Origin of the sequence: Massilia sp. YIM B02769 (assembly GCF_030411995.1) — a bacterium.
Taxonomy (GTDB): Bacteria; Pseudomonadota; Gammaproteobacteria; order Burkholderiales; family Burkholderiaceae_D; genus Telluria.
In genome coordinates, this window is record NZ_JASNRC010000010.1 from 205,101 (window position 1) to 230,179 (window position 25,079).

18 protein-coding genes and 2 tRNA genes are annotated in these 25,079 nt (G+C 64.4%); 7 read left to right on the top strand and 13 right to left on the bottom strand.

Features of this window, described 5'->3' with window-relative positions; genetic code table 11:
- Both QPK31_RS17730 and QPK31_RS17735 read right to left on the bottom strand, forming a co-directional pair.
- On the bottom strand, positions 1-2,061 hold the full coding sequence (locus QPK31_RS17730) for a TonB-dependent receptor (RefSeq protein ID WP_290424223.1): 2,061 nt from the start codon (positions 2,059-2,061) through the stop codon (positions 1-3).
- Positions 2,062-2,193: 132 nt separating this feature from the next.
- On the bottom strand, positions 2,194-2,970 hold the full coding sequence (locus QPK31_RS17735) for a sulfite exporter TauE/SafE family protein (RefSeq protein ID WP_290424224.1): 777 nt from the start codon (positions 2,968-2,970) through the stop codon (positions 2,194-2,196).
- Positions 2,971-3,130: 160 nt separating this feature from the next.
- Between QPK31_RS17735 and QPK31_RS17740 the strand changes: the two genes are divergently transcribed.
- The gene (locus QPK31_RS17740; RefSeq protein ID WP_290424225.1) at positions 3,131-4,048 is read left to right on the top strand and encodes a LysR family transcriptional regulator; all 918 of its coding nucleotides are present in this window, start codon (positions 3,131-3,133) and stop codon (positions 4,046-4,048) included.
- Positions 4,049-4,249: 201 nt separating this feature from the next.
- Here QPK31_RS17740 and QPK31_RS17745 read toward each other — a convergent pair.
- The 6 genes from QPK31_RS17745 to QPK31_RS17770 form a co-directional block, all read right to left on the bottom strand.
- A tRNA-Ser gene (locus QPK31_RS17745) sits at positions 4,250-4,339 on the bottom strand.
- 264 nt (positions 4,340-4,603) lie between these two features.
- Positions 4,604-4,693, bottom strand: a tRNA-Ser gene (locus tag QPK31_RS17750).
- A 106-nt stretch (positions 4,694-4,799) separates the two neighbouring features.
- Positions 4,800-6,095 (bottom strand): serine--tRNA ligase, encoded by a 1,296-nt coding sequence (serS, locus tag QPK31_RS17755; RefSeq protein WP_290424226.1) that lies wholly within the window; start codon positions 6,093-6,095, stop codon positions 4,800-4,802.
- Between the two features lie 123 nt (positions 6,096-6,218).
- Positions 6,219-7,529: a replication-associated recombination protein A gene (locus QPK31_RS17760; RefSeq protein ID WP_290424227.1), complete on the bottom strand. Its 1,311-nt coding sequence runs from the start codon at positions 7,527-7,529 to the stop codon at positions 6,219-6,221.
- Positions 7,530-7,718: 189 nt separating this feature from the next.
- Positions 7,719-8,351, bottom strand: a complete 633-nt coding sequence (lolA, locus tag QPK31_RS17765; RefSeq protein WP_290424228.1) for an outer membrane lipoprotein chaperone LolA — start codon at positions 8,349-8,351, stop codon at positions 7,719-7,721.
- A gap of 128 nt (positions 8,352-8,479) precedes the next feature.
- Positions 8,480-11,032, bottom strand: coding sequence for a DNA translocase FtsK (locus QPK31_RS17770; RefSeq protein ID WP_290424229.1), 2,553 nt, complete (start codon positions 11,030-11,032; stop codon positions 8,480-8,482).
- A 217-nt stretch (positions 11,033-11,249) separates the two neighbouring features.
- Between QPK31_RS17770 and trxB the strand changes: the two genes are divergently transcribed.
- The 3 genes from trxB to QPK31_RS17785 all read left to right on the top strand — a co-directional run bounded on the left by trxB (position 11,250) and on the right by QPK31_RS17785 (position 15,291).
- Positions 11,250-12,206, top strand: coding sequence for a thioredoxin-disulfide reductase (gene trxB, locus QPK31_RS17775; RefSeq protein ID WP_290424230.1), 957 nt, complete (start codon positions 11,250-11,252; stop codon positions 12,204-12,206).
- Positions 12,207-12,218: 12 nt separating this feature from the next.
- Positions 12,219-12,887 carry a Smr/MutS family protein gene (locus QPK31_RS17780; protein WP_290424231.1) on the top strand — a complete coding sequence of 223 codons (669 nt, stop codon included), beginning with the start codon at positions 12,219-12,221 and terminating at the stop codon, positions 12,885-12,887.
- 172 nt (positions 12,888-13,059) lie between these two features.
- Positions 13,060-15,291, top strand: a complete 2,232-nt coding sequence (locus tag QPK31_RS17785; protein WP_290424232.1) for an ATP-binding protein — start codon at positions 13,060-13,062, stop codon at positions 15,289-15,291.
- Between the two features lie 145 nt (positions 15,292-15,436).
- Here QPK31_RS17785 and QPK31_RS17790 read toward each other — a convergent pair whose 3' ends face one another.
- Positions 15,437-16,069, bottom strand: coding sequence for a PEP-CTERM sorting domain-containing protein (locus tag QPK31_RS17790; RefSeq protein ID WP_290424233.1), 633 nt, complete (start codon positions 16,067-16,069; stop codon positions 15,437-15,439).
- 312 nt (positions 16,070-16,381) lie between these two features.
- On the opposite strand from QPK31_RS17790, the gene QPK31_RS17795 reads away from it, so the two are divergent.
- Positions 16,382-16,990 (top strand): trimeric intracellular cation channel family protein, encoded by a 609-nt coding sequence (locus tag QPK31_RS17795; protein WP_290424234.1) that lies wholly within the window; start codon positions 16,382-16,384, stop codon positions 16,988-16,990.
- A gap of 36 nt (positions 16,991-17,026) precedes the next feature.
- Here the strand turns inward: QPK31_RS17795 and QPK31_RS17800 are convergent, their stop codons facing one another.
- On the bottom strand, positions 17,027-17,365 hold the full coding sequence (locus QPK31_RS17800) for a P-II family nitrogen regulator (RefSeq protein ID WP_229434918.1): 339 nt from the start codon (positions 17,363-17,365) through the stop codon (positions 17,027-17,029).
- Between the two features lie 84 nt (positions 17,366-17,449).
- Positions 17,450-19,507, bottom strand: a complete 2,058-nt coding sequence (locus tag QPK31_RS17805; RefSeq protein ID WP_290424235.1) for an NAD(+) synthase — start codon at positions 19,505-19,507, stop codon at positions 17,450-17,452.
- 62 nt (positions 19,508-19,569) lie between these two features.
- Here QPK31_RS17805 and QPK31_RS17810 point away from each other — a divergent pair, with 62 nt between their 5' ends.
- Positions 19,570-20,733, top strand: coding sequence for a GNAT family N-acetyltransferase (locus QPK31_RS17810; protein WP_313174885.1), 1,164 nt, complete (start codon positions 19,570-19,572; stop codon positions 20,731-20,733).
- A 98-nt stretch (positions 20,734-20,831) separates the two neighbouring features.
- On the opposite strand, the gene QPK31_RS17815 is transcribed toward QPK31_RS17810, so the two are convergent.
- Both QPK31_RS17815 and QPK31_RS17820 read right to left on the bottom strand, forming a co-directional pair.
- Complete coding sequence (locus QPK31_RS17815) at positions 20,832-21,410, bottom strand: hypothetical protein (RefSeq protein WP_290424237.1); 579 nt, start codon at positions 21,408-21,410, stop codon at positions 20,832-20,834.
- A 91-nt stretch (positions 21,411-21,501) separates the two neighbouring features.
- On the bottom strand, positions 21,502-22,395 hold the full coding sequence (locus QPK31_RS17820) for a LysR family transcriptional regulator (RefSeq protein ID WP_290424238.1): 894 nt from the start codon (positions 22,393-22,395) through the stop codon (positions 21,502-21,504).
- A 306-nt stretch (positions 22,396-22,701) separates the two neighbouring features.
- On the opposite strand from QPK31_RS17820, the gene QPK31_RS17825 reads away from it, so the two are divergent.
- Positions 22,702-25,077, top strand: a complete 2,376-nt coding sequence (locus QPK31_RS17825; RefSeq protein ID WP_290424239.1) for a TonB-dependent receptor — start codon at positions 22,702-22,704, stop codon at positions 25,075-25,077.
- The last annotated feature ends 2 nt before the right edge of the window (positions 25,078-25,079 follow it).

Consider the following 25,079-nt stretch of genomic DNA (forward strand, 5'->3'; position numbering starts at 1 on the left):
TTACAGTGTCAGGTTCAGCGACAGGTAGGCGGCGCGGCCCGGTCCCGGCGCGAACATCGCCTGCGCATCCGCAGCTGGCCAGAAGAAATTGTCGTACCAGGCGTAGGCATGGCGGCGGTCGGCCAGGTTCTTGACCTGGAAGTCGATGCTGGCGCGCTCGGACATCGCATAGCGCAGGTTGGCATCGAACAGCACGAAGCCGCCGAACTTGCCTTGCGCATTCAGGTTGTCGATGAAATAGCTGCCCTGCGCCCGCCCTTGCAGGCCAAGGCGCCACTTGCTTGATACGCGGTACCCGGCGCCCGCATTCGTGATGGTGCGCGGCGTGGCGAACACTTCCTTGCCCGCCAGCGACACGCCCTCGGCCGTGAACGCGCGCCTCACTTCGGCTTTCTGCAGCGAGTGCGAGAACCACAGGTCGAGTTGTTCGGTCGGCTTGCTCGACACCTGCACATCGATCCCTTCCCTGCGCGTCTCGCCCAGGCCGACCGTGGTGCCGGTTGCCGGCATGTTGGCCACTTCGTCGGTGGCATCCTGACGCCAGGCCGCGAGGCGCAGTTCGGTTTGCGCGGCGGGCTTGAACTTGACGCCGACTTCCTTGCCGGTATTGATCGACGGCGCAAAGCGCGCCTGGCCCGGCGCCAGGTAGGCCGGCGCGCCGGAACCGGTCAGTACCTGGAAAGTGCGGCCCCAGTTGCCGTACACGCTGAGGTTCGGCAAAGGGCTGTAGACCATGCTGAACTTCGGCTGCCTGATCCATCCGGATTCCTGCAGGCCGAGTGAAGTGCCGTTCTTCAGCGGCATGTGTCCGGTGAAGCGGTCCACACGCAAGCCCGGCACGATCCTGAGGGTCTCGCCGACTTTCAGGATGGCCTGGGCATAGGCGCCGACATTGTTCAGGGCATAGCGGTCGTCGTTCTGGATCTGCGCCGGGGTCGTGAAGTCGCTCGGGATGGCGTAGGCATAGCGCAGGCGGCCATAGCGGTTGTCCTGGCGCTCGGTATTGACGCCGGTTTCGATGGTGGCGTGCTCGTCCAGGCGCAAGGTCAGCGTGCTCAGCAGGCCGACCTGCTCCTCGTCCCACAGCCGGCGCTGGCGCGGCGCGGTGCCGGCCGGGTTGCCGGTGAAGGTGACGCGGCGGTCGTCCTGGTAATCGTTGAAGTAGAGCTTGTTGCTGAGGAAGGCGTCGGGCGTGATCTGCCAGTCGAGGTGGACGCTGGCGTGCTTCATCTCGCGCTCGGTGACGTCGTTGGCGTTCTTGCGTGGCGACTGGTCGCGGTCCTCGGCCATTTCCCTAGCCGTCAGGAAGCCGGGCTCTTCCGCATCGTGGCGGTAGGTGCGCAGTACCAGGCCGGCCTTGACGCGCTTGTCATCGGAAGTAAGAAACCACTTGGCCCCAAACGAATACTTGTCGGAGTCGCTGTGGGCGCGGTAACCGCCGCTGTCCTGCTTCGCCAGAAAATAGTTCTGGGCGAAGCCGTCGCTCTCGCGGCCCAGCGCGAACTGCAGCTCGCGCGTAGCGAAGCTGCCGGCCGTCAAGCGGCTGTCGGTGTAGTTGCCGCCCTGGCGCGTGCCGAGGTTGATGTTGCCGCCGATATTGTGCAGGCCGTAGCGCGGATCGTTGGTGCCGCGCACGACTTCGATGTAATCGATCTCGAGCGGAAACACCATGTCGATGAAGCGCTGGTTGCCGCTGTTGACGTTGCTCGGGATACCGTCGATCAGCACCTTGATGCCGTTGATGTAGCCTTCGCCGTTAAACGCGCGGAAGGTCGCCTTGCCCGACTCGGCGCCCATGCGGAACTCCGTCAGCTGCACGCCGGGCAATTGCCCGACCAATTCCCAGCTGTTGCCGACAGTCTTGTCCTCGATCTGCTCGCTGCCCAGCACGTCGACCGAGGTCAGGATGCGGTTGCTGAGCAAGGCGCCGGCATTGCGTGCGGCGCTGATGCGCACTTCGCCCATCACCGTCGAGGGTTCTTCGGCCTCGGCCGCCTCATTCGCATACGTCAGGATGGGAAAAGCCGACAACAGGGCCAGCGGCAGAAGGGTGCGTTTCATGAACCAGATATCTTTCCGGCGCCGGCGCTGCCGGCATGCGTAGGTGGATCGGAACGGCGCATGCAGGGAGGCATCGCAGCCGCGGCGATCTTAATGATAACGCATTATTGATATCAAGAAAAGATGGCGAGCTTACCCGGTGACCAGCATCGCCCCGGCCGTCACCAGCAGCACCGCGCAGAACAGCAGCCGCAAACGCGCCGCCGGAAAGCGGTAAGCCAGCGCCACGCCGGCCGACACGGTGGCGATGCCGCCGACCGCCATCGGCACGCCCACGTCCCAGGCCACGTGCTGTCCCTGGGCGTAGGCGAACAGGGCGATGGCCGAACTCGGCACCACCAGCGCCAGCGCCGTCCCTTGCGCACGGGTCTGCTCCATGCGGAACAGGCTGACCAGGGCCGGCACCACCACCAGCCCGCCGCCGATGGTGAAGATGCCGGACATGGCGCCGCTGGCAATGCCGAGCAGGGGCAAGGCCGAGCGCGTCATCTGGCGCGGCGCCAGGGCCGGCGCCTCGGCGCCGCCGCGCGCACGGCGCAGCACGCCGCTGCCGAAGTACAGGGCCAGGGCGATCAGGAACAGGGCGAATGCGATGCGCAGCACGCTTGACTCGATGCCGCTCGCCAGGCGCCCGGCCACGTAGGCCGCCACCATCGAGAACACGCTGATCGCGGCCACCGCGCGCAGGTCGATGCGGTGTTTCTGGTGGTAGCGGAAAAAACCGATCAGCACGTTCGGTACGATCATGACCAGGGCCGTACCCTGGGCCAGGTGCTGGTCCATGCCGTACAGCCAGGCCAGCACGGGAATGGCGATCAGGCCGCCGCCGATGCCGAGCAGGCCGCCGGCAAAGCCGAGGCCGGCGCCGAGGGCGGTGTTCAGGAGGATGGCGGGCAGGATGTTTGTCATTGGTGCAATGGCTGCCGGCCGTGACACGGGCAGCGCGCTGGTTCATGAAAGCGTGCGGACAGGCCGGCGCGCCGCCGTCCTGCCGCAGACCATAGTGTAACCATTCGCTCCACTTTCATAATAAACTGCAACTTTATCCATTCTTAAATCAAACTGAATAATGGACAGTGTTTCCGACCTGGCCTTTTTTGTCGAGTTGGTCAAGCGGGGTTCGCTGGCAGCGCTGGCGCGCGAGTGGGGCGTGACGCCGCCGGCCATCACGGCCCGCCTGGCGGCGCTGGAAAAGCGTCTGGGTGTGCGCCTGCTGAACCGCACCACGCGCCGCATCAGCGTCACCCATGAGGGCGAGGTCTACCTGGCAACCGGCGCACGCCTGCTGTCCGAGCTGCAGGAACTGGAACAGTCCGTCTCGAGCAGCCGCGCCGTACCCAAGGGACTGCTGCGGGTGAATGCCACCTTCGGCTTCGGCCGCCGGCACATCGCGCCGGCCATTATCGCGTTCGCGCGGCGCTATCCGCAGGTCGACGTCCAGCTCGACCTCACCGACCGCCCCGCCAAGCTGGCGGACCAGGCCTTCGACCTTGGCATCCGGTTCGGCACCGTGCCGGACTCGCGCATGGTTGCACGGCGCATCCTTGCCAACCGGAGAGTGCTGTGCGCATCGCCAGACTACCTGCGTGAGCATGGCATCCCAGGCAAGCCGCGCGATCTGCAACATCACCACTGCATCGTGCTGCGCGAAAGCACGACGGCGTTCGGCACCTGGCACTTCGTGCGCGGGAACAAGGAGGAAACGGTGAAGGTGCGTGGCGTGCTGAGTACGAACGATGGCGAGACGGGAGTGCTATGGGCGTTGGCCGGGTTCGGCATCCTGATGCGCTCGGAGTGGGACATTCACTCTCACTTGACCGAGGGGAAGCTGGTGCCGCTGCTGGAGGACTGGGAGCTGCCGAGTGCGGATGTGTTTGCGGTGTATCCGGAGCGGGCGAATCTGTCGGCGAAAGTAACCGCGTTTATCGACTTCCTGGTGGAATGGTTCAAGCGGGATGCGACCTGGACCATAGGTAAAGACGAGTAAAACGGCAGATACAAAAAAAGGCTTCCTTTCGGAAGCCTTTTCCTTACTACTGGCGGAGAGCGTGGGATTCGCCCACATTCTGCGGGCCGCCCGTGCGCAAGTATGCGCACGTCTTCGAATTCCACATGCAAAGCCCGCAGGGGCTTTGCTCCTCTCCGCCAGTAAATGAAAAAGGCCCCATACGGGGCCTTTTTCATTTACTGGCGGAGAGGGTGGGATTCGAACCCACGGTACGGTCACCCGTACGCCTGATTTCGAGTCAGGTACATTCGACCACTCTGCCACCTCTCCTTATTCGGTGCGTTGCGGTCGCTGCAAGCGAGGCCGCATTATAGCGGGTCATTTCCGTTTGTGGAAGGAGAAAGATGTCGAGAGCATAAAGTTTCTCTGGAAGCACTCTGAAAACGCGGTGGCCGCGCAAACGTGCGTTGGACGCGTGGGCGGCGCACACGGTCCGTATGCACAACGGTTCGGGTGGAGCCGACCACCCTACGCTCGTACACGAGCACGAAAATAAAAAAGGCTTCCTTTCGGAAGCCTTTTTCGCTTAAACCTTGGCGGAGAGGGTGGGATTCGAACCCACGGTACGGTCACCCGTACGCCTGATTTCGAGTCAGGTACATTCGACCACTCTGCCACCTCTCCTACTTCGTTGCGGCGTGGTCGCTGCAAGAGACACGCATTATAGCCAGCCTCTACCGAAAACGGAAGAGCTAATTCGTTCAATCGAACGCAGCGCTTCCGAAAGCCATCAGGCAGCTGGCGCCAGGCTCTCCAGGCCGCCCATGTACGGACGCAGCACTTCCGGAACCACGACGCTGCCGTCGGACTGCTGGAAGTTCTCCAGCACGGCGACGAGCGTACGGCCGACCGCCAGGCCCGAACCGTTCAGCGTGTGCAGCAGCTCAGGCTTGTTCTGGGCATTGCGGAAGCGTGCGCCCATGCGGCGGGCCTGGAAGCTTTCGGTGTTCGACAGCGAGGAAATCTCGCGGTAGGTGTTCTGCGCCGGCAGCCAGACTTCCAGGTCGTAGGTCTTGGCCGCGCCGAAGCCCATGTCGCCGGTGCACAGCGCCATCACGCGGTAAGGCAGGCCCAGCGATTGCAGGATGAACTCGGCCTGGCCGACCATCTCTTCCAGCGCCGTGTATGACTGCTCCGGATGGACAACTTGCACCAATTCGACCTTGTCGAATTGGTGTTGCCTAATCATGCCGCGCGTGTCGCGGCCGTAGCTGCCGGCTTCCGAACGGAAGCACGGGGTGTGCGCGGTCATGCGGATCGGCAGCGCGTCGAGCGAGACGATCTCGTCGCGCACGATGTTGGTCAGCGAGACTTCCGACGTCGGGATCAGGTAGAAGGTCTCGCCCTCGCCTTCGGCGCCGCCCTTTTTCACCGAGAACAGGTCTTCCTCGAACTTCGGCAGCTGGCCGGTGCCGCGCAGCGAATCGGCGTTCACCATGTAAGGCGTGTAGCACTCGGTATAGCCGTGCTTGTCGGTGTGGGTGTCCAGCATGAACTGGGCCAGCGCGCGGTGCAGGCGCGCGATACCGCCTTTCATGACCGAGAAGCGCGAGCCGGTCAGCTTGGTCGCGGTGTCGAAGTCCAGGCCCAGCTTTTCGCCGATGTCGACGTGGTCTTTCACTTCGAAGTCGAAGCTCGGCGGCGTGCCGACCTTGCGCACCTCGACGTTGCCGGTTTCGTCCTGGCCAGCCGGGACCGATTCGTGCGGCAGGTTCGGGATGGCTTCCATGAACTCGGCCATCTTGCGCTGGACCTCGGCCAGCGACACCTCGTTGGCCTTCAGCTCGTCGCCCAGGCCGGCCACTTCGGCCATTACGGCGCTCGTGTCTTCGCCTTTGCCCTTGAGCATGCCGATCTGCTTGGACAGCGAGTTGCGCTTGCCCTGCAGCTCTTCGGTGCGGATCTGGATGGCCTTGCGTTCGGCTTCCAGGGCGTTGAAGGCATTCACGTCGAGCTGGAACTTGCGGGTCGCCAGTCGGGCGGCGACGTTGTCGATGTCTTTGCGGAGGAGTTGGATATCTATCATTGTCGGCTTCTGCGAGGCGTATGTCGAAAACGCAATTGTACCAAGGGGGCAGCTTTTCCAAAGCGTGATTTATACATGCAACGGATGCGCTGCCCCGGGGTCGCCGCCTTCAGCTTTCTCGCTTCAACGATCCTCGTTCTGCGCGTCGGCATCGAGCTGGCGCAGGAAGGCCAGCTTGTCCGCCACCTTGGCCTCGATCCCGCGCGGCACCGGCTGGTACCAGCGCGGTTCCGGCATGCCATCGGGCAGATAGGTTTCGCCGGCCGCATACGCGTTTGGCTCGTCGTGCGCGTAGCGGTATTCGTGGCCGTAGCCGAGCTCCTTCATGAGCTTGGTCGGTGCATTGCGCAAGTGCACCGGCACCTCGCGCGACTTGTCCTTGCGCACAAAAGCCATGGCCGCGTTGAAGGCGTTGTAGCCGGCATTGCTCTTTGCCGCAATGGCCAGGTAGACCACGGCCTGGCCCAGCGCCAGTTCGCCCTCGGGCGAGCCGAGCCGCTCGTAGGTGGTGGCGGCGTCGTTGGCGATCTGCAGGGCGCGCGGGTCGGCCAGGCCGATGTCTTCCCAGGCCATGCGCACGATGCGGCGTGACAGGTACTTGGCGTCGGCGCCGCCGTCGAGCATGCGGCACAGCCAGTACAGGGCCGCGTCCGGGTGCGAGCCGCGCACCGACTTGTGCAGCGCCGAGATCTGGTCGTAGAAATTGTCGCCGCCCTTGTCGAAGCGGCGCGAATTCAGGGTCAGCGCGTTGTCGACGAACTCGCCGGTAATGGTGGTGATGCCCGAGGTTTCGGCCGAGGTCTTGGTCTGCTCCAGCAAGTTCAGGAAGCGGCGCGCATCGCCGTCGGCATAGCCGACCAGGGTGTTCACAGCCACCTCGTCGAAGGTCAGGTGCTTCAGCACCCGCTCCTGCGCACGCTTCAGGAGCTGGCGCATCTCGTCGTCGTTCAGGGCCTTCAGCACATACACCTGCGAGCGCGACAGCAGCGCCGAATTCACCTCGAACGACGGATTCTCGGTGGTGGCGCCGATCAGCGTGACGAGCCCGGACTCGACGAAGGGCAACAAGGCATCCTGCTGCGACTTGTTGAAGCGGTGGATCTCGTCGATGAACAAAATCGTGTGCTTGCCGCGCGCCAGGTACTGCTCGGCCTGCTCGACGGCGGCGCGGATGTCCTTCACGCCCGACAGCACGGCGGACAGGGCGATGAATTCGCAGTCGAAGGCATAGGCCGTCAGGCGCGCCAGCGTGGTCTTGCCGACGCCGGGCGGCCCCCACAGGATCATCGAGTGCGGCTTGCCGGATTTAAAGACCAAATTCAGCGGCTTGCCGGGGCCGAGCAGGTGGCTCTGGCCGATTACCTCGTCGATGGTGCGCGGGCGCAGGGCTTCGGCCAGCGGGGCTGCGGGTTCGTGCTTGAAGAGGTCATCCACGGCAGGCCTCCGGCGGGCACGATGGCGTGGCGAAATGGTGCGAATGGTTGTGCATGCGGCTAGTGTAGCCGATGCCTGCCTGCGCCGCGAAGCACACGCCATGCGTGCCGCTGCACACGCTTGATGCAATCGCAGCCGTGCACCGCCTTTCGATGAAAAAACCGCCCGGCGAACGGGCGGCTGGACTCGTCAGTTATTGATGACGTCCGCGCCCTTCGGGATCTCGAACTTGAACTGCTGGGCGCCCAGCGACGGGTTGCGCTGGAAGTTGGTGAATTTCAGCACCGAGGTCTGGCCGAAGGTGTCCTTCAGCTCCATCGCCTGCGGAATGCCGTCGCGCAGGCCGATGCTGATCTGCTCGAAGGTGGTGTCGCGCGCCTTTGGTACGGCGTTCAGCCATTCCAGGCCGTCGCGGGTGCCCGCTTCGGACAGCGTGAAATTCTTTTCCAGGTCGTTGCTGCCGAACAGGATGGCGGCCGGCGAGGAGCCGAGCGCGTTGCCCAGCTTCTTGACGGTGACCTGATTCAGGTCCTTGTCGTAGATGTAGAGCTGGTCGCCGTCTGCCTGCAGCAGTTGTTCGTAGGGTTTCTGGTAGTTCCAGATGAACTTGCCGGGGCGGGCGAAGACGAAGCTGCCGCTGGAGGCGGGGGTGGCCTTGCCGTTGGTGGATTTGCGTTGCTGTTGCTGGGTGAATTCGCCCTTGGCGGATTTGGTGTTGGCGACGAAAGTCTTGAATTGGTCGAGGGCGGCGGCGTGGGCGGTGCCGGCGGCTGCTAGGGCCAGGGTGGCAGTGGCGATCAGGGTGGCGAGGGTGGTTTTCATGTTGTTCTTCATCGTGGTCCTTTTTTTGCGTTGGGGTGTGCAGGAGTACGACCGCGTGGGCTCGAGAGCCCACCCTACAAGGGCGGTATGCATGCCGCCCGGGCAGGATGGGTCAAGTACCGCCTGGATTACTCGGCGCTGGTGGCGGGCACGAGGATGTCGCGGTTGCCGTTCGACTGCATTGGTGACACCACGCCGCTCTGCTCCATTTGCTCGAGCAGGCGCGCGGCGCGGTTGTAGCCGATGCGCAGGTGGCGCTGGACCAGCGAGATCGAGGCGCGGCGGTTCTTCAGCACGACCTGTACTGCCTGGTCGTACATGGCGTCGGACTCGCCGCCGCCTTCGCCGGCCGCGGCATCGCCGCCGGCGCCGCCCTCTTCCAGCGTGCCGCCTTCCAGGATGCCTTCAATGTAATTCGGCTCGCCCATCGATTGAAGATGTTTTACAACTCGATGCACTTCGTCGTCCGAGACAAAGGCGCCGTGCACGCGCACCGGCAGGCCGGTGCCCGGCGGCATGTACAGCATGTCGCCCATGCCGAGCAGGGTTTCGGCGCCCATCTGGTCGAGAATCGTGCGCGAGTCGATCTTCGAGCTCACCTGGAACGCGATACGGGTCGGGATGTTTGCCTTGATCAGGCCGGTAATCACGTCGACCGACGGACGCTGGGTCGCGAGGATCAGGTGGATCCCGGCGGCACGCGCCTTCTGGGCGATACGGGCGATCAGTTCTTCCACCTTCTTGCCGACCACCATCATCAGGTCGGCCAGTTCGTCGATGATGATGACGATCGTCGGCAGCTTTTCCAGCGGCTCGGGATTGTCGGGCATGATCGAGAACGGGTTCGGGATGTGTTCTTCGCGCTTCGCTGCTTCCGCAATCTTGGCGTTGTAGCCGGCCAGGTTACGCACGCCCAGTTTGGACATTAACTTGTAGCGGCGCTCCATCTCGTTCACGGCCCAGTTCAGGGCGTGGCCGGCCTGGCGCATGTCGGTCACGACCGGCGCCAGCAGGTGCGGGATGCCTTCGTACACCGACATTTCCAGCATCTTCGGGTCGATCAGGATCAGGCGCACGTCCGCCGGGTCGGATTTATAGAGCAGCGACAGGATGGTGGCGTTGATGCCCACCGACTTGCCGGAGCCAGTGGTGCCCGCCACCAGCAGGTGCGGCATCTTGGCGAGATCGGCCACCACCGGCTTGCCGGCAATGTCCTTGCCCAGCGCCACCGTCAGGTTCGAGGCGGAGTCGTTGTAGACCTTGGAGCCGACGATTTCCGTCAGGCGCACGATCTGGCGCTTCGGGTTCGGCAGTTCGAGTGCCATGTAGTTCTTGCCCGGAATGGTCTCGACCACGCGGATCGAGGTCAGCGACAGCGAACGCGCCAGGTCGCGCGCCAGGTTCACGATCTGGCTGCCCTTCACGCCGGTGGCCGGCTCGATTTCGTAGCGCGTGACGACCGGGCCCGGATAGGCGGCCACGACCGCGGCCTCGACGCCGAAGTCCGAGAGCTTCTTCTCGATCAGGCGGCTGGTGAATTCCAGCACGTCGACGGCCACGGTTTCCTGGACCGGCGGCGCCTCGTCCAGCAGGGCCAGCGGCGGCAGGGTCGAGTCGCCCGGCAAGTCGCGGAACAGCGGGGTCTGCTGCTCCTTGACCGCGCGCTCGCCTTTCGGCACCGACATCATTTGCGGTTCGATCTTGATCGGCGGCAGGCTCGGCTCGGCGCCCGCGGCTGGCGCCGCCGGCGCGCGCGGCGGCTTGGCGGCCGGGGCGCTGCTCGAGAAGTCCTCGTCCAGGTCGATATAGGCCGGCACCTCGTCGTCCGGCTCCAGGCGCGGCTCCTTCAGCGCAGGACGCGCCGGCGCCGACGCGGGCGCTTTGCTCAGTTCCAGCTGCGGCTCGGCGCGCACGCTTGGCGCCGGGTGCTTCTCGACATGCTTTGCCCGTTCGGTCACCACGACTTCGTCGCGCTTGACGGCCGCGGCTTCGCCCTGGCGGCGGTCTTCGCGGTCTTCCACGCGCAGGCGGAACCAGCCCAGCGCGCCCTCGACCGTCTCGCCGATGCGCTCGGCCACGGCCAGCCACGACACCTGGAAGAACAGCGAAAAGCCCAGGCCAAACAGCAGCAGCAGGAGCAGGGTCGCGCCGGTAAAGCCGAAAGCCACCTGCGACGCATGGCCGAGCAATTGCCCAAGCACGCCGCCCGGGGCGCGCGGCAGGTCGACGTCCCAGGACCACATGCGCAGGTATTCCAGGCCGACGCTGCCGGCGAACATCAGGCCGAAGCCGATCCAGCGGATGATGAATTCGTCCTGGTGTTCGGGTTCGCGCGGAGCCGGGTCGGTATCCTTCAGGCGCCGGTAGCCGCGCCAGACGGCGCGCATGAACAGCACGCCCCACCACCAGGCGGAGAAGCCGAAGATGAACAGCATCAGGTCGGCCAGCCAGGCGCCGGCCTTGCCGCCCAAATTGGCGATGGCCGGCACGGTGTTCGCGTGCGACCAGCCCGGATCGGCCTTGTTGTAGCTCAGCAGGATCAGGACGAAATACAGGAAGGCGACCGCCAGGGCGATCCAGCGCGCTTCCAGCAGCAGGCGCGCAAGCCTGCCCGGCAGCGGGGCGCGGGCGGCCGTGTTGCGGGGGACGTTCGAGGGAGGGGCGGAACTCTTCTTGCTCATGCTGCGTGGTGCATTCATCTTCGCGATTGCGGAATCCATCCATTCTAAGGCATATATTGCCGAGACGGCCTCATCATTCATGCTTGTGCGCATCATCGTCTATAATCGGCGTTGTATTCGGCGTCGAAACGACAACGATTTTGCTGGATGCGGCCGGCCTTGATTCTGCGCGTCCCGCCCCCAGTTTCCATTTTTCCATATCAATTCCTCTGCTCTCATGACCACTAAGAAACACGCCAAAGTCCTGATCCTCGGTTCCGGTCCTGCCGGCTACAGCGCCGCCGTCTACGCCGCGCGCGCCAATCTGCAACCGATGCTGGTCACCGGTGTCGAACAAGGCGGTCAATTGATGACGACGACCGATGTGGAAAACTGGCCCGGCGATCCGCTGGGCGTGCAGGGTCCGGAACTGATGCAGCGCCTGCTGCAGCACGCCGAGCGTTTCAATACCGAGATCGTGTTCGACCACATCCACACGACCTACCTGAACGAAAAGCCGATCCGCCTGGTCGGCGACTCGCACGAATTCACCTGCGACGCCCTGATCATCGCCACCGGCGCCTCGGCCCAGTACCTCGGCCTGCCGAGCGAGCAGGAGTTCATGGGCCGCGGCGTGTCGGCCTGCGCCACCTGCGACGGCTTCTTCTACCGTAACCAGGAGGTGGCGGTCATCGGCGGCGGCAATACGGCGGTCGAGGAAGCCCTGTACCTGGCCGGCATCGCCTCGAAAGTGACCTTGATTCACCGCCGCGACAAGTTCCGCGCCGAGCCGATCCTGGTCGACCGCCTGATGGCCAAGGTTGCCGAAGGCAAGATTGCACTGGAACTGAACCACACCCTCGACCATGTGGTCGGCGACAACAGCGGCGTGACCGGCCTGAAGCTGAAATCGACCGAGAACGGCGAATCCAAGGAGGTCACCGTGCACGGCCTGTTCGTGGCGATCGGCCACAAGCCGAACACCATGATCTTCGAAGGCCAGCTGGACATGCACAACGGCTACATCAAGACCCGCAGCGGTACCGAGGGCATGGCCACCGCCACCAGCGTGCCGGGCGTGTTTGCGGCCGGCGACGTGCAGGACCACATCTACCGCCAGGCGATCACCAGCTCGGGCACCGGCTGCATGGCCGCGCTCGACGCCCAGCGTTATCTGGAAGCCCTGGGCGATTAACCGGTAGCGACGATGGCGGGCATGAAGGACTTTGCCGACCTCAAATCCTTGCGCGACCAGCTCAAGGAAGAAGAGCGCCTGCGCGCCATCGAACAGGCCGCACGCGAGCGGCGCGAACGCATCGCGCGCGAGCGTGCCGTGGAGTTCCGCGGCGCCATGGAAGGCGTCACCAAGCTGCCGGAGTCCGACCGCTACGTCTACCGCCCCGTGCAGGAAGCCCTGCTGCGCGCCACGCCGGAACAGCGCAGGCTGAGCCAGGAGGAAGACGACGCCCTGGTGCTGCAGGAATCGCTGTCGGACCTGTTCGACGTCGACGGCCTGCTCGACGACGATCCGACCCTCAGCTATGCGCGCGAAGGCGTCGGTCCCGATGTGGTGAAAAAGCTGCGCAAGCGCCATTGGCCGGTGCAGGACGAACTCGACCTGCACGGCATGACGCGCGACACCGCACGCGGCCAGGTGGGCGACTTCATCCGCCGCAGCATGCGCCGCGGAGTGCGCTGCGTGCGCATCATTCACGGCATCGGTTATGGCTCGCCGGGCGGCGAACCGGTGCTGCGCTCGGTGGTGCACAGCTGGCTGGTGCAGAAGGACGAAGTCGTCGCCTTCTGCGTGGCGAACCGCGCCGACGGCGGCAACGGCGCCCTGGTCGTGCTGCTCAAGCCCGCCCTGGATCGCTGACTATGCTGACCGGCACTCGGTCTGACACTGCATTGTGTCAAAATTGCGTCATCTTTCACGATTCGTCCATTTTGATAACCACTTGAAACAATCCAGTGCGCTCTGCCTTCGATTCGCGTTGTAAAATGCGCGCGTAGCTGTCCAGCCCCCCCCTAAGATAGAAGGGAATACATTGAAGTCGATTGCGGCCGTCCCGATGCCTGTCCCTGCCCAGGTCGACCTGGCCAACTGCGCAGAAGAGCCCATCCACGTTCCAGGATCGATCCAGCCGCATGGCTTCCTCCTGTTCATGGATGCGCAAGGGCGCGTCGAAGGCTGGAGCGCGAATGTGCCCGCCGAGCTGATGGCGGCGCTCGAACTCGGCCGTCCGTACACCGAACTTCCCCTGCCCCCCGCCTGCGCCGAGCTGATCGACGAATGTGCCGGCGCGCTCGCCGACTGCGAATGCGCGCCCATGGTGGTGGCGGTCACGGTTGATGGCCGCGGCTACGACGCCATCGTGCATGGCGCCGGTACGCGCATCGTGGCCGAATTCGAATCGCGCGACGTGCCGGCCGACGAAGTCGCTTTGTTCGCCGTGCGCGCACACAGCTCGATCGAGCGCGTGCGGCGCCAGCGCAGCATCGACGGCCTGCTGGAGACGGCGGTGCGCCAGGTGCGCGATTTCACCGGCTTCGACCGCGTGATGGCCTACCGCTTCCGCGAGGACGACAGCGGCGACGTGGTGGCCGAGGCGCGCCGCGACGACCTGGTGCCCTACCTCGGCCAGCGCTACCCGGCCGGCGACATCCCGGCGCAGGCGCGCCGTCTGTACGTGCTGAACACCCTGCGCATGATCGCCGACATCGGCTATACGCCGGTGCCGCTGCTCGGCGCGCCGGGCGGCGCACCGCTCGACATGAGCTTCGGCGTGCTGCGCAGCGTCTCGCCGATCCACGTCGAATACCTGCAGAACATGGGCATACACGCGTCGATGAGCGTGTCGATCGTGATCAACGGCCGCCTCTGGGGCCTGATCGCCTGCCACCACATGACGCCGAAGCGCGTGCCGCATGCGATCCGCATGGCGGCTGACGTGCTGGCCCAGGTCATGGCCTCGACCGTGCAAAGCATCGAGGCACGCGCCGACGCCGAACTGGTGGAGCAGTCGGCGCGCGTGCGCACCGCCCTGGTCGAGTCGCTGCTGATCGACGAAGAGCCGCTCGACGCCCTGGCCCACCACGCCGGGGCCCTGCTGGCGGCAACCCGCTCGCAGGCCCTGGTGGCGGTCCACAACGGCAAGGTCTTCAGCCACGGTCCGATCGAGCGCGACATCGCCGAAGCCATCGTGCGCGCGCTGCCGGCGGAAGCGAGCGACATCCTTACCTACGATGCGCTGGACGAATGGCCGCTGGTGGCGCAGGCCAGCCTGGGAAAGTGGGTCGGCCTGCTGGCCCTGCCCTTCGATCCGCCCGGCGGCGGCTGGTGCCTGCTGCTGCGCACCGAGCAGATCGAACACGTGTCCTGGGGCGGCCGTCCGGAAAAGACCACCCGGTACGGCCCGCTGGGCGCGCGCCTGACCCCGCGCGGTTCCTTCGACGCCTGGCATGAAACCGTGCTTGGCCGCTCGCACCCGTGGGAAGCAGCGGTGCTGGAAAATGCGCGCCTGACCCAATCGGAGCTGCTGCGCGCCTCGAACGCACGGCGCGCCCAGACCGAGTCTACGCGTGCCCAGTTGCTGGCCATGCTGGGACACGACCTGCGCGATCCGCTGCACTCGATCAACATGGCCGGCACCCTGATCGAACGCGGCAGCACGCAGTCGACCCTGGGACGGCGCATCCAGTCGTCCAGCAACCGCATGCAGCGCCTGATCGGGCAAGTGCTCGACATGAGCCGCATCGACGGCGGCATGGGCCTGGGCATGACGCTGGCGCCGCTCGACGTGTCGGCGCTGGTGGACGACGTGATCGACGAGTCGCGCATGGCCTATCCGACCATCGACTACGTGTTCGCCAATCCGGGCCCGGTCTTCGTGCGCGCCGACGGCGGGCGCCTGGCCCAGGTGCTGACCAACTTGCTGAGCAACGCACGCCACCACGGCGAAGTCGGCCGGCCGATCGTGGCCAGCCTGGCCAGCGAACATGGCTGGGCCGAGCTGACGGTGTCGAATGCGGGCGCGCCGATTGCGCCGGACGTGGCGGCATCGCTGTTCAATCCTTTCAAGCGCACCTCGCTGCACAACCCGCGCAATCGCACCGGCATGGGCCTGGGGCTGTACATCGCGGCGCAGATCGTGCGCGAGCACGAGGGCGAGATCGCCTACCGCTATCAGGACAGCCAAATAAGCGGGCAGGCCGGCGGCCAGGTGATCTTCAGCGTGCGCCTGCCGCTGGCGGAAATGGAACGCGCCGGCCCGACCTGAGCCGGCGGCACTTCAGCGAGATAACTTGCTCGATCTCCGTCCGAAATAGGAATTGGCAAAGTCTGCGAACCGGACTAAATAGAGTCGATTTGCATGCCGGAGATCGGGAAATTTGCGTGTCGAGTAAATCAGCACGCCATCTTCCTTATTTCGAAGACTTACGCCGGCGCACGCCGCTGACGAGGCCAGCCGCGCCACAGATGAATAGCGCAAGACTAGTAGGTTCGGGAATCGCATTGAGTTTCGGAGCGATGTGATTGACGCCGTCTAAATAATAACCGTCACCATAGGCCAAAGAAGTATCAAGAAGGTCGGCATAGCCAGCTGACAAAGGCGAGCCGGATACTGTCCCGCTAAAGTAGTGAGTAACTGGTTTGAGTTCGTCCGCCCAATCGGGCCACGTAAAATCTTCAACTGCTGTGAAATACGAGGTGAAGCTATAAGTGCCCGGAGTCTGCGTAGCCGAGAAATTGAACGAAATCTCACTATAGTATGCCTCCGATCGTGCATCGTATACGCCGAATCGGGTTGGTCCCTGATTGTTGTAGCGTGCCTGTGCCCACATAACGTTGCCGTAATGCATGCCAGGTTGCATGGAGTGTGAAATCTGCGACGAGCGAATGATAAACGTGTAGGCAGCAATGGAAAGATCTTCGTCATTCTGGATAAAGTACCCGGAAAGCCTGTCGTCGCCAGCAATGTCATACATTGTGTAGCTGGCCGATGCGTTTAGTGAAAACAAAGCCGTAGCGGCGAGTGCAATAACATTCTTCATCATGGTCGAATCCCTAGTTTTGTAAGTAACGCCTTGGATAAGCAATCACCGTGCCTGATAGAAACTCTTCAATGAATCAAACCCTTACAAGCTTATAAACTACATCACCGTCTAACGTGTAAAAATTCTCGACTAAAATACGTGTGATCAATGTGGCTCGTTACGTATCTGAATCGACACAAAAAGAACATTTCAAGCAAGTTATTCGGCAAATATTCTTAAGCACAGCCTGCACACGCACTCCGCACGCAGCGTCCTATCGCTTTAAGCTGTTGGCATGTTAGGCTAGCAACTTACCAACAGCCCAGTGCATGCATGACCCTCATCAAGTTCATCGAAATCGTGGCAATCCTGGTCGGCGCCTTTTCCGGTTTCATCGAAGCGCGCCGCAAGCGCATGGACCTGGTGGGAGTATTCACGGTGGCCTTCATCGCCGCATTTGGCGGCGGCACGCTGCGCGACATTCTGCTCGACCGCCGTCCGCTGTTCTGGGTCACGCACCAGGAATACGCGATCGCCATCTTCGTGCTGGCCTTGATCGCCTCTCCTCTGATCCGCACGCTGCGCCACATGGTGTCGGAACGCCTGATCGTGATCGCCGACGCCGTGGGACTGGGCTTGTTCTCGATTGCCGGCACCTCGGCCGCGCTGGACGCCAACATGCCGATCTTCATCGCCTCGATGATGGGCGTGATCACGGGGATCTTCGGCGGTGTGCTGCGCGACATCGTCTGCAACGAAGTGCCGATGGTGTTCAGGGACGGCAAGCCGTATGCCCTGTGCGCCTTCCTCGGCAACTGGATGTTCCTGATGATGGGGCTATACACCGACCTGTCGCACGACTTCGCGCTGTGGACGAGCGCGCTGTTCATCAGTGCGCTGCGCCTGATCACCTGGAAGTTCGATATCCAGATGGGACGGTAGGGTGGGTTCTCGAACCCACCGTTGAAACGCGCCCTGCTACACCGCGTCCGGCCCGGTCTCGCCGGTACGGATGCGGATCACCTGCTGCACATCCTGAACAAAAATCTTGCCGTCGCCGATCTTGCCGGTGCGCGCGGCCTTGATGATGGCGTCCACCACCTGGTCCGTGATGGCATCGTCGACCACCACTTCGATCTTCACCTTCGGCAGGAAGTCGACCACGTACTCGGCGCCGCGATACAGCTCGGTATGCCCTTTCTGGCGGCCAAAGCCCTTCACTTCCGTGACGGTCAGGCCGGTAACATTCACGTCCGCCAGCGCCTCGCGCACTTCGTCGAGCTTGAATGGCTTGATCACGCAGGTAATCTGCTTCATGGATACTCCCTTTCTTCTAATAATGGTGTTCGGTCCGGCGCTTCAATCCGGCGCATTCAATCTGGCGCATTCAATCTGGCGCATTCAATCTGGAATCCTGGCCAGGTCGTCGAGCCAGACCGTCGCCTCGGAATCGCTCGGCGCGCGCCAGTCGCCGCGCGGCGACAGCGAACCGCCGTTGCCGACCTTCGGTCCGTTCGGCACGCAGCTGCGCTTGAACTGGCTGGTCTTGAAGAAGCGCCACAGGAAGATCCCGAGGTTGCGCTTGATCGCGGCCAGGTCGTATTCGTTGCGCGCACCGTGTTCGTCCGGCCAGCGCCCTTCCAGGCGCGAGCGCCAGGCGCTATAGGCCAGGAAGGCCACCTTGGTCGGCGCGAAGCCGTAGCGCAGGATGTAGTACAGATTGAAGTCCTGCAGCTCGTAGGGTCCGATTACGCTTTCCGTCACCTGCGCCGGCTGCTCGTTGCCGTCTTCGCCGGTCTTGCCCGGCACCAGTTCCGGGCTGATCTCGGTGCCCAGGATGTTCAGCAGCACCTCGGCGCCGCCGGCCACCACCGATTCGGTTTCGGCCACCCAGCGCACCAGGTGGGCGATCAGGGTCTTCGGCACGCTGGCGTTCACGTTGTAGTGCGACATGTGGTCGCCCACGCCATAGGTGCACCAGCCCAGCGCCAGCTCGGACAGGTCGCCGGTGCCGATCACGATCGCGCCCAGGTGGTTCGCGAGCCGGAACAGGTGGTTCGTGCGCTCGCCCGCCTGCACGTTTTCGAAGGTGATGTCGTACTGCTCCTTCCCTTCCGCGAACGGGTGCCCCAGGTCCTTCAGCATCTGGATGCAGCTCGGGCGGATGTCGATTTCCTGGGCCGAGCAGCCGACCACGCGCATCAGGTCGTGCGCCTGCTTCAGGGTGCGCCCGCTGGTGGCGAAGCCCGGCATGGTATAGGCCAGGATGTTCGTGCGTGGCAGGCCGAGGCGGTCCATGGCTGCGGCGCACACCAGCAGCGCATGCGTGGAGTCCAGGCCGCCCGAGACGCCGATCACCACTTTCTGGATGCCGCTCGACGACAGGCGCTGGATCAGGGCCTGCACCTGGATGTTGTAGACCTCGGTGCAGCGCTCGTCGCGCAAGGCGCGGTCGGCCGGCACGTAGGGGAAGCGTTCGATCTCGCGATTCAGGAGAAGCGTGCGCTCCAGCGGCAGCGCCAATTCGAAGCGCTGCACGCGGAACTTGCTCACCTCGGCCCCATGGCGCGCCGCCGACTGGGCAAAGGTGGTGGCGCGCATGCGCTCCTGCGACAGGCGTTCCAGGTCGACGTCGGCGAAGATGATGTGCGACTCGTCGAGGAAGCGCGGCGACTCGGCCAGCAATTCTCCCTTTTCGTAGATGATGGCCTGGCCGTCCCAGGCCATGTCGGTGGTCGACTCGCCGCGTCCGGCCGAGGTGTAGAGGTAGGCCGCCATGCAGCGCGCCGACTGCTGGCTCACCAGCTGGTGGCGGTAGGTGCTTTTTCCCACCAAAACGTTCGAGGCCGACAGATTCACCAGCACGGTGGCGCCGGCCATCGCCGCGAACGAGGACGGCGGCACCGGCACCCAGACGTCTTCGCAGATCTCGACGTGGAAGCGCAGCAGCGGCAGGTTCTCGACCTCGAACACCTGGTTCGCACCGAAAGGAATCATTTCGCCGAACAGCTCGACGTAATCGACATTCGCGCTGTCGGCGTTCGAGAACTGGCGCGATTCGTAGAATTCGCCGTAGTTCGGCAGGAAGCTTTTCGGCACCAGGCCGAGCACGCGGCCGTTCGCGACCACCGCCGCACAATTGAACAGCTGGTGATTGACCCGTAGCGGCAGGCCCACTACCATCGCCAGGGGCAGCGAGGTCGAAGCCTCGACCACGGCGGCCAGGGCCGCTTCGCAGGCATCGAGCAGCGCGCGCTGGTGGAACAAGTCTTCGCAGCTGTAGGCCGACAGGCCCAGCTCCGGAAACGCAACCAGGGCCGCGCCTTCGTCGGCCGCCTGGCGCGCCAGCGCGAGGGTCTGTTCGACGTTGTAGGCCGGGTCGGCGATGCGGCAACGCGGGATGGCAACCGCCACGCGGGCGAACTGGTGCGAGTAGAGGTTATAGAATGGCTTGTTCATCTCGTGGTCTTTCGCATGGCAAGTCATCTTTCTCATCGTATCGAAGCAATCTGGACGTCATCTTGAACGCCACTTTTAATTATCGCACGCATATTGTTTCATCCTTGTCCGAAATAGGCCAGGCCGCCTGGGACGGCTTGCTGGCCCTGCAGGGCGAAGCCAATCCCTTCCTGTCCTACGCCTTCCTGCACGCGCTGCACGAATCCGGCAGCGCCTGCCCCGAGACCGGCTGGCAGCCGCAGTACATCGCGCTCTATGACGGCAGCGACGCGCTCGCCGCCGCCCTGCCCCTGTACGTGAAAGGCCACTCCTACGGCGAATACGTGTTCGACTGGGCCTGGGCCGATGCCTACCAGCGTCACGGCCTCGATTACTACCCGAAGCTGTTGTCGGCGGTGCCGTTCACGCCGGTGGCCGGCCCGCGCCTGCTGGCGCGCGACGACGCGGCGCGCGCCGCCCTGATCGAGGTGTTGCGCGCCACCCAGGCGGCAACCGAGGTCTCGTCGACCCACATCCTGTTCCCGCCCGAAGAACACGCGCGCCAGTTGCAGGATGCCGGCTTCCTGCTGCGCAGCGGCGTACAGTTCCACTGGCTGAACCCGGGCTATGCCGATTTCGAGGCCTTTCTCGCGACGCTGGAGCAAAAGAAGCGCAAGAACATCCGCGCCGAGCGGCGCAAGGTGAAGGAAGCCGGCGTCCTGCTGCGCCGGGTGCGCGGCGCCGACATCACCGATGAGGAATGGCGCTTCTTCAACCGCTGCTACCGCCACACGTATGCGGCGCATTACTCGACGCCCTACCTGAACCTGGATTTCTTCCGCCGCATCGGGGCCGCCATGCCCGACAATATCCTGCTCGTGATCGCCGAACGCGAAGGCCGTCCGATCGCGGCCTCGCTCGTGATCCACACCGCCGACACCCTGTACGGGCGTTACTGGGGCGAGATCGAGCACGTGCCCTGCCTGCACTTCGAGGCGGCGTATTACCAGCCGCTCGAGTTCTGCATCGAGCAAGGGATCAAGGTTTTCGAAGGCGGCGCCCAGGGCGAACACAAGATGGCGCGCGGCTTCCTGCCGACCCGCACGTATTCGGCGCACTGGCTGGCCCATCCTTCGTTCGCGGATGCGATCGAACGCTTCCTCGAGCGCGAAGCCGGCGGTATCGACGACTACATGGACGAACTGAACGAGCGCAATCCCTTCCGCAACGCAGGCCTATCCGACTGACCTGCAACCAGTAGGGTGGACGGGTTCCCCGTCCACGCGTTCAAGCAACGCGTGCACAGGCAGGGTGGGCGCCCCGCGTCCCCCTTGCGATCGTCCTGCTAGACCGGTATGGCCCGCCCCCCCGCTTCGCGCCGCGCCCCCGCCAGCAACAGAAAGGCAAACCCGATCTCGATACAGGCCCCCGCCGCCGCCCCCCACACCGGCGGCGCACCCAGGCTGGCAAGCCCCCAGGCAGCCAGGCCCAGTACGGCTCCCATCACCCAGTACAGGCGCTTGCCGTAAAGCGTGTGGAAGCAGAGATAGCGCCCGCCGATCACGAGCAGCATCGCGGGAAAGAACAGCTCGATGCGCCACAGCGCGATGGCATACGCCAGCGGCAGCATCGCGATCATCCAGAACGTCGTGGCCATGGCCAGCGCGCCAAGCGGATTGCCGGGCGTATGCCTGCCCGGCGCGCCGAGCAGGCGCGCGCACAGCACCGCGATCGGATGGATGACCACGCCGCCGCCGAACAGCGCCCACATGGCGCGCTCGGGCGACACCCAGGCCGCAAAGCATGCGGCCACGGCCCAGACCGAGCCGGACACCAGCACGCCCGGGGCGCCGCCCAGGTAGCCGCTGCGCATGTCGCGCTGGTGGGTGTCGAGTGAGGCGAGATCGGACCGGACAGGGTGCATGGCGTTCTCCGCTTGGATGGCATCTCATCCTGCCACGATCAGACCGCCGTGACAATCATCGTATCCGGCACAGCGGCGGGGTCGAGGCAACTCAGACGAACAGCGAAGGCTGGCTGTCGGCGTAATCGCGCAGCAGGTTCCAGACCACCTTCACGCGCCGAAGGCGATACAGGTCGGTCGGTGCGGCCAGCCAGAACGAGCGCTCGGCATGGAAGCCCGGCAGTACCTGCACCAGCTTGCCGTCGTCGGGCACCGCATACGGCGGCGCCATCATCAGGCCCATGCCGAGCGAGGCCGCCTCGATCTGCGCCGTCATGCCCGAGCAGCACAGGCGGCGCCGCGGCGTGAATCCGAGTTCGCCCATGTACGAGAGCTCGCGGCTGGCCAGGCGGTCCTGCACGTAGTCGACGAAGTAATGCTGGGCCAGGTCGGATTGCTGGCGGATCGGCGGATGCTTGTCGAGGTAATCCGGCGATGCATACAGGTAGAAGCGGAACGAGGCCAGGCGCGTGACCATGTAGCGCCCGGTGGTGGGCGGGTCGAGCATCACGCCGAGGTCGGCCTCGCGATTCGCAAGATTGGCGAAGCTCGGCAGCGCCAGCAGGTCGATCGACAGGTCCGGGTTCGCCTCCAGCAGCCCGGCCAGCAGCGGCGCCACCACCTTCACGCCGAAGACTTCCGGCACCCCGAGCCGCACCACGCCATGGGCCGCCACCTCGGCGCCGCCGAGCTGCTCGGCCGCCGCCAGGGCCGCGCCTTCCATCGCCTCGGCATGCGGCAGCAGCGCATGGCCCATCTCGGTGAGTTCGTAGCCTTCGCGCGAACGGTCGAACAGGGTCGAGCCGAGTTCCTTTTCCAGGCGGTCGATGCGGCGCGCGACCGTGGTGTGCTCGACATCCAGGCGCCGCGACGCGCCCGACAGGGTGCCGGCGCGCGCCAGTTCGAGGAAGAAACGCAGGTCGGTCCACTCAGGCAGGCTATTCATCGGCACACTTGCTCAGTTTTGTTTAAATATGTCAAGATGATCTATTGTGCACCAGTGCACATTCCTCCTGCAATCAATTCCCTCAAACGGCTGCCACGGCACGAAAATTGTGCACTTGCAGCATTTTCCCCAGCCAGCATGCACGATGCGTATGCACCGCGGCTGTGCACGGCCTTGTGCAAATTCGCACACAGGGTGGGCGGATTGTTATCTTTTCAGCCAGTCCCAGCCGAGGCACACTGCTCGACGTGCGTGAGGGTGCAGATCAGCGAACACGCGCCGCCATTCCAAAAACAGGAGACAACGATGCATCTGACCAACAAAAAAACGAAGCTGCTCAACCGTACTGCCATGTCCACCGCCGTCCTGCTGGCGCTTTATGGCGGCACGTTCGGGATGGCGCAAGCACAGGAAACACAGGCCGGCGCCGACGCCAACGCCACCACCGCGGCCTCGTCCGAAAACAACATCAGCAAGGTCATCGTGACCGCGCGCCGCCGCGCCGAACTGATCCAGGATGTGCCGGGCGCCGTCACCGCCCTCTCGGCCGCCGAACTCGAAAAGCAGGCGATCCCCGACATCACCGCCCTCACCGAAAAAGTACCGAACACCACGCTGAAGGCGTCGCGCGGCACGAATACCACCCTCACCGCCTACATCCGCGGCATCGGCCAGCAAGACCCGGTGGCGGGCTACGAACAGGGCGTCGGCATCTACCTCGACGACGTCTACCTCGCCCGGCCGCAAGGCGCCCTGACCGACATCTACGACCTCGAACGCATCGAGGTGCTGCGCGGCCCGCAGGGCACGCTCTACGGCCGCAACACCATCGGCGGCGCGGTCAAGTATGTGACTCGCAAGCTGGCCTCGAAGCCCACGGCCGACGTCAAGGCCACGGTCGGCAACTACGGCCAGAAGGACCTGGTGGTCAAGGGCAGCATCCCGGTCTCGGACATCCTGCGCCTCGGCGCCACGGTCGGCACCTTCAACCGCGACGGCTTCGGCCGCAACGTGGTCAATGGGCGCGAGAACTACGACAAGGACGTGCTGGCCGGCCGCATCAGCGCCGAACTGACGCCGACCACCGACTTCTTCGTGCGCTTCACGGCCGACAAGACGGTCGACAAGTCGGAACCCAAGCAGGGTTACCGTCTCACCCCCGGCCCGGCGCCCGCCAACCTGGCGCCGCTCTCCAGCGAATACGACACCCGCGCCAACCTGTACGCGGTGAACGGCCACCAGCAGAAGGTGACCACCGAAGGCGCCTCGCTGCTGCTCGAATACACGATCGACCCGACCCTGTCGGTGAAGTCGGTCACGGCCCACCGCAAATCCAAGTCCTATGCCCCGATCGACTTCGACTCGCTGAATGCGCCGCTGTGGGAAGCGCCGTCGATCTACAGCGACCGCCAGACCAGCCAGGAATTCCAGCTCACCTACACCGGCTCCCGCTGGCAGGGCGTGGCCGGCGTGTTCTACATGAAGACGAACGCCTTTAACGAATTCGACGTGCTGTACAACGCGGCCGGCGGCCTGTCGCTGCTCACGCGCGACGACATCGACACCGAAACCTGGGCCGTCTTCGCCGACGCCAGCTACAGCCTGACCGATACCTTCAACATCACCCTGGGCGGGCGCTATACCAGCGACGAGCGCAGCGCCGCCGTCTTCAAGGCCACCTACCTCGGCCTGGCCGGCTCGCCGAACCTGGGCAACCCGGCCGCCATCATCTTCGGCGCACCGAACACCAACCTCGGCAAGAACGACCTGAACCGTACCGACAAGAAGTTCACGCCGAAGATCGGTTTCGGCTGGAAGCTGGCGCCGGAACACAACCTGTACAGCACCTTCTCGAAGGGCTTCAAGGGCGGCATGTTCGACCCGCGCATGGACCTGGTCGCATCCGGCGGCCCGAACACCCCGGCCTCGCTGGTCAAGCGCGAGGGCGTGGCCCCCGAGGAAGTCAGCACCACCGAACTGGGCCTGAAATCGGCAATGGACGGCGGCCGCCTGCAGACCAATGCGGCGGTGTTCTACACCGACTACAAGAACGTCCAGATCCCGGGCTCGATCCCTACCTTCGCCGCCGATGGCAGCGTGAACGGCTTCGCCGGCACCCTCACCAACGCCGGCAAGGCCAAGATCAAGGGCCTGGAACTGGAAGCAATCGCCTACCTCACCAACCAGCTCAGCGTGAACGCGATGTACAGCTATATCGACGCCGAGTACAAGGAGTGGCTGGTGGCGAACGGCGCCGGACTGGCCAATATCGCGCCGAGCACCGAGTTCCAGAATACGCCGCGCAACGCCGCCAACCTCGGCGTCAGCTACGAGTGGCCGTTCGGGGTGGCCGGCCGCAACGGCACCCTGAGCCTGACCAACAACGTCTCCTACAAGAGCAAGGTGTACCAGACCGAGATCGCACGCGCCACCGGCGTCGCCGCCCTGGATGCGACCGTTCCCGGCAACCTGGCGCTGTCCCAGAACGGCTTCGCACTCTGGGACGCCAGCCTGGTCTGGACCAGCGCCGACCGCAAGTTGCAGGTCGGCCTGCACGGGCGCAACCTGGCCGACAAGCGCTACAAGGTGGCAGGCTATAACTTCGCCGGCTTCTTCAACAGCGTGACCGCCTTCTACGGCGACCCGCGCACCGTGCGCGCCACCGTGAACGTGAAGTTCTGAGC

What these genes read in the sequence shown, in the direction of transcription:
- QPK31_RS17825 (WP_290424239.1), top strand. Translation starts at nt 22,702, where the DNA reads ATGCATCTGACCAACAAAAAAACGAAGCTGCTCAACCGTACTGCCATG.
- QPK31_RS17795 (WP_290424234.1), top strand. Translation starts at nt 16,382, where the DNA reads ATGACCCTCATCAAGTTCATCGAAATCGTGGCAATCCTGGTCGGCGCC.
- QPK31_RS17770 (WP_290424229.1), bottom strand. Translation starts at nt 11,032, where the DNA reads ATGAGCAAGAAGAGTTCCGCCCCTCCCTCGAACGTCCCCCGCAACACG.
- QPK31_RS17815 (WP_290424237.1), bottom strand. Translation starts at nt 21,410, where the DNA reads ATGCACCCTGTCCGGTCCGATCTCGCCTCACTCGACACCCACCAGCGC.
- QPK31_RS17805 (WP_290424235.1), bottom strand. Translation starts at nt 19,507, where the DNA reads ATGAACAAGCCATTCTATAACCTCTACTCGCACCAGTTCGCCCGCGTG.
- serS (WP_290424226.1), bottom strand. Translation starts at nt 6,095, where the DNA reads ATGATAGATATCCAACTCCTCCGCAAAGACATCGACAACGTCGCCGCC.
- QPK31_RS17790 (WP_290424233.1), bottom strand. Translation starts at nt 16,069, where the DNA reads ATGATGAAGAATGTTATTGCACTCGCCGCTACGGCTTTGTTTTCACTA.
- QPK31_RS17780 (WP_290424231.1), top strand. Translation starts at nt 12,219, where the DNA reads ATGGCGGGCATGAAGGACTTTGCCGACCTCAAATCCTTGCGCGACCAG.
- QPK31_RS17800 (WP_229434918.1), bottom strand. Translation starts at nt 17,365, where the DNA reads ATGAAGCAGATTACCTGCGTGATCAAGCCATTCAAGCTCGACGAAGTG.
- QPK31_RS17820 (WP_290424238.1), bottom strand. Translation starts at nt 22,395, where the DNA reads ATGAATAGCCTGCCTGAGTGGACCGACCTGCGTTTCTTCCTCGAACTG.
- trxB (WP_290424230.1), top strand. Translation starts at nt 11,250, where the DNA reads ATGACCACTAAGAAACACGCCAAAGTCCTGATCCTCGGTTCCGGTCCT.
- QPK31_RS17735 (WP_290424224.1), bottom strand. Translation starts at nt 2,970, where the DNA reads ATGACAAACATCCTGCCCGCCATCCTCCTGAACACCGCCCTCGGCGCC.
- QPK31_RS17730 (WP_290424223.1), bottom strand. Translation starts at nt 2,061, where the DNA reads ATGAAACGCACCCTTCTGCCGCTGGCCCTGTTGTCGGCTTTTCCCATC.
- lolA (WP_290424228.1), bottom strand. Translation starts at nt 8,351, where the DNA reads ATGAAAACCACCCTCGCCACCCTGATCGCCACTGCCACCCTGGCCCTA.
- QPK31_RS17740 (WP_290424225.1), top strand. Translation starts at nt 3,131, where the DNA reads ATGGACAGTGTTTCCGACCTGGCCTTTTTTGTCGAGTTGGTCAAGCGG.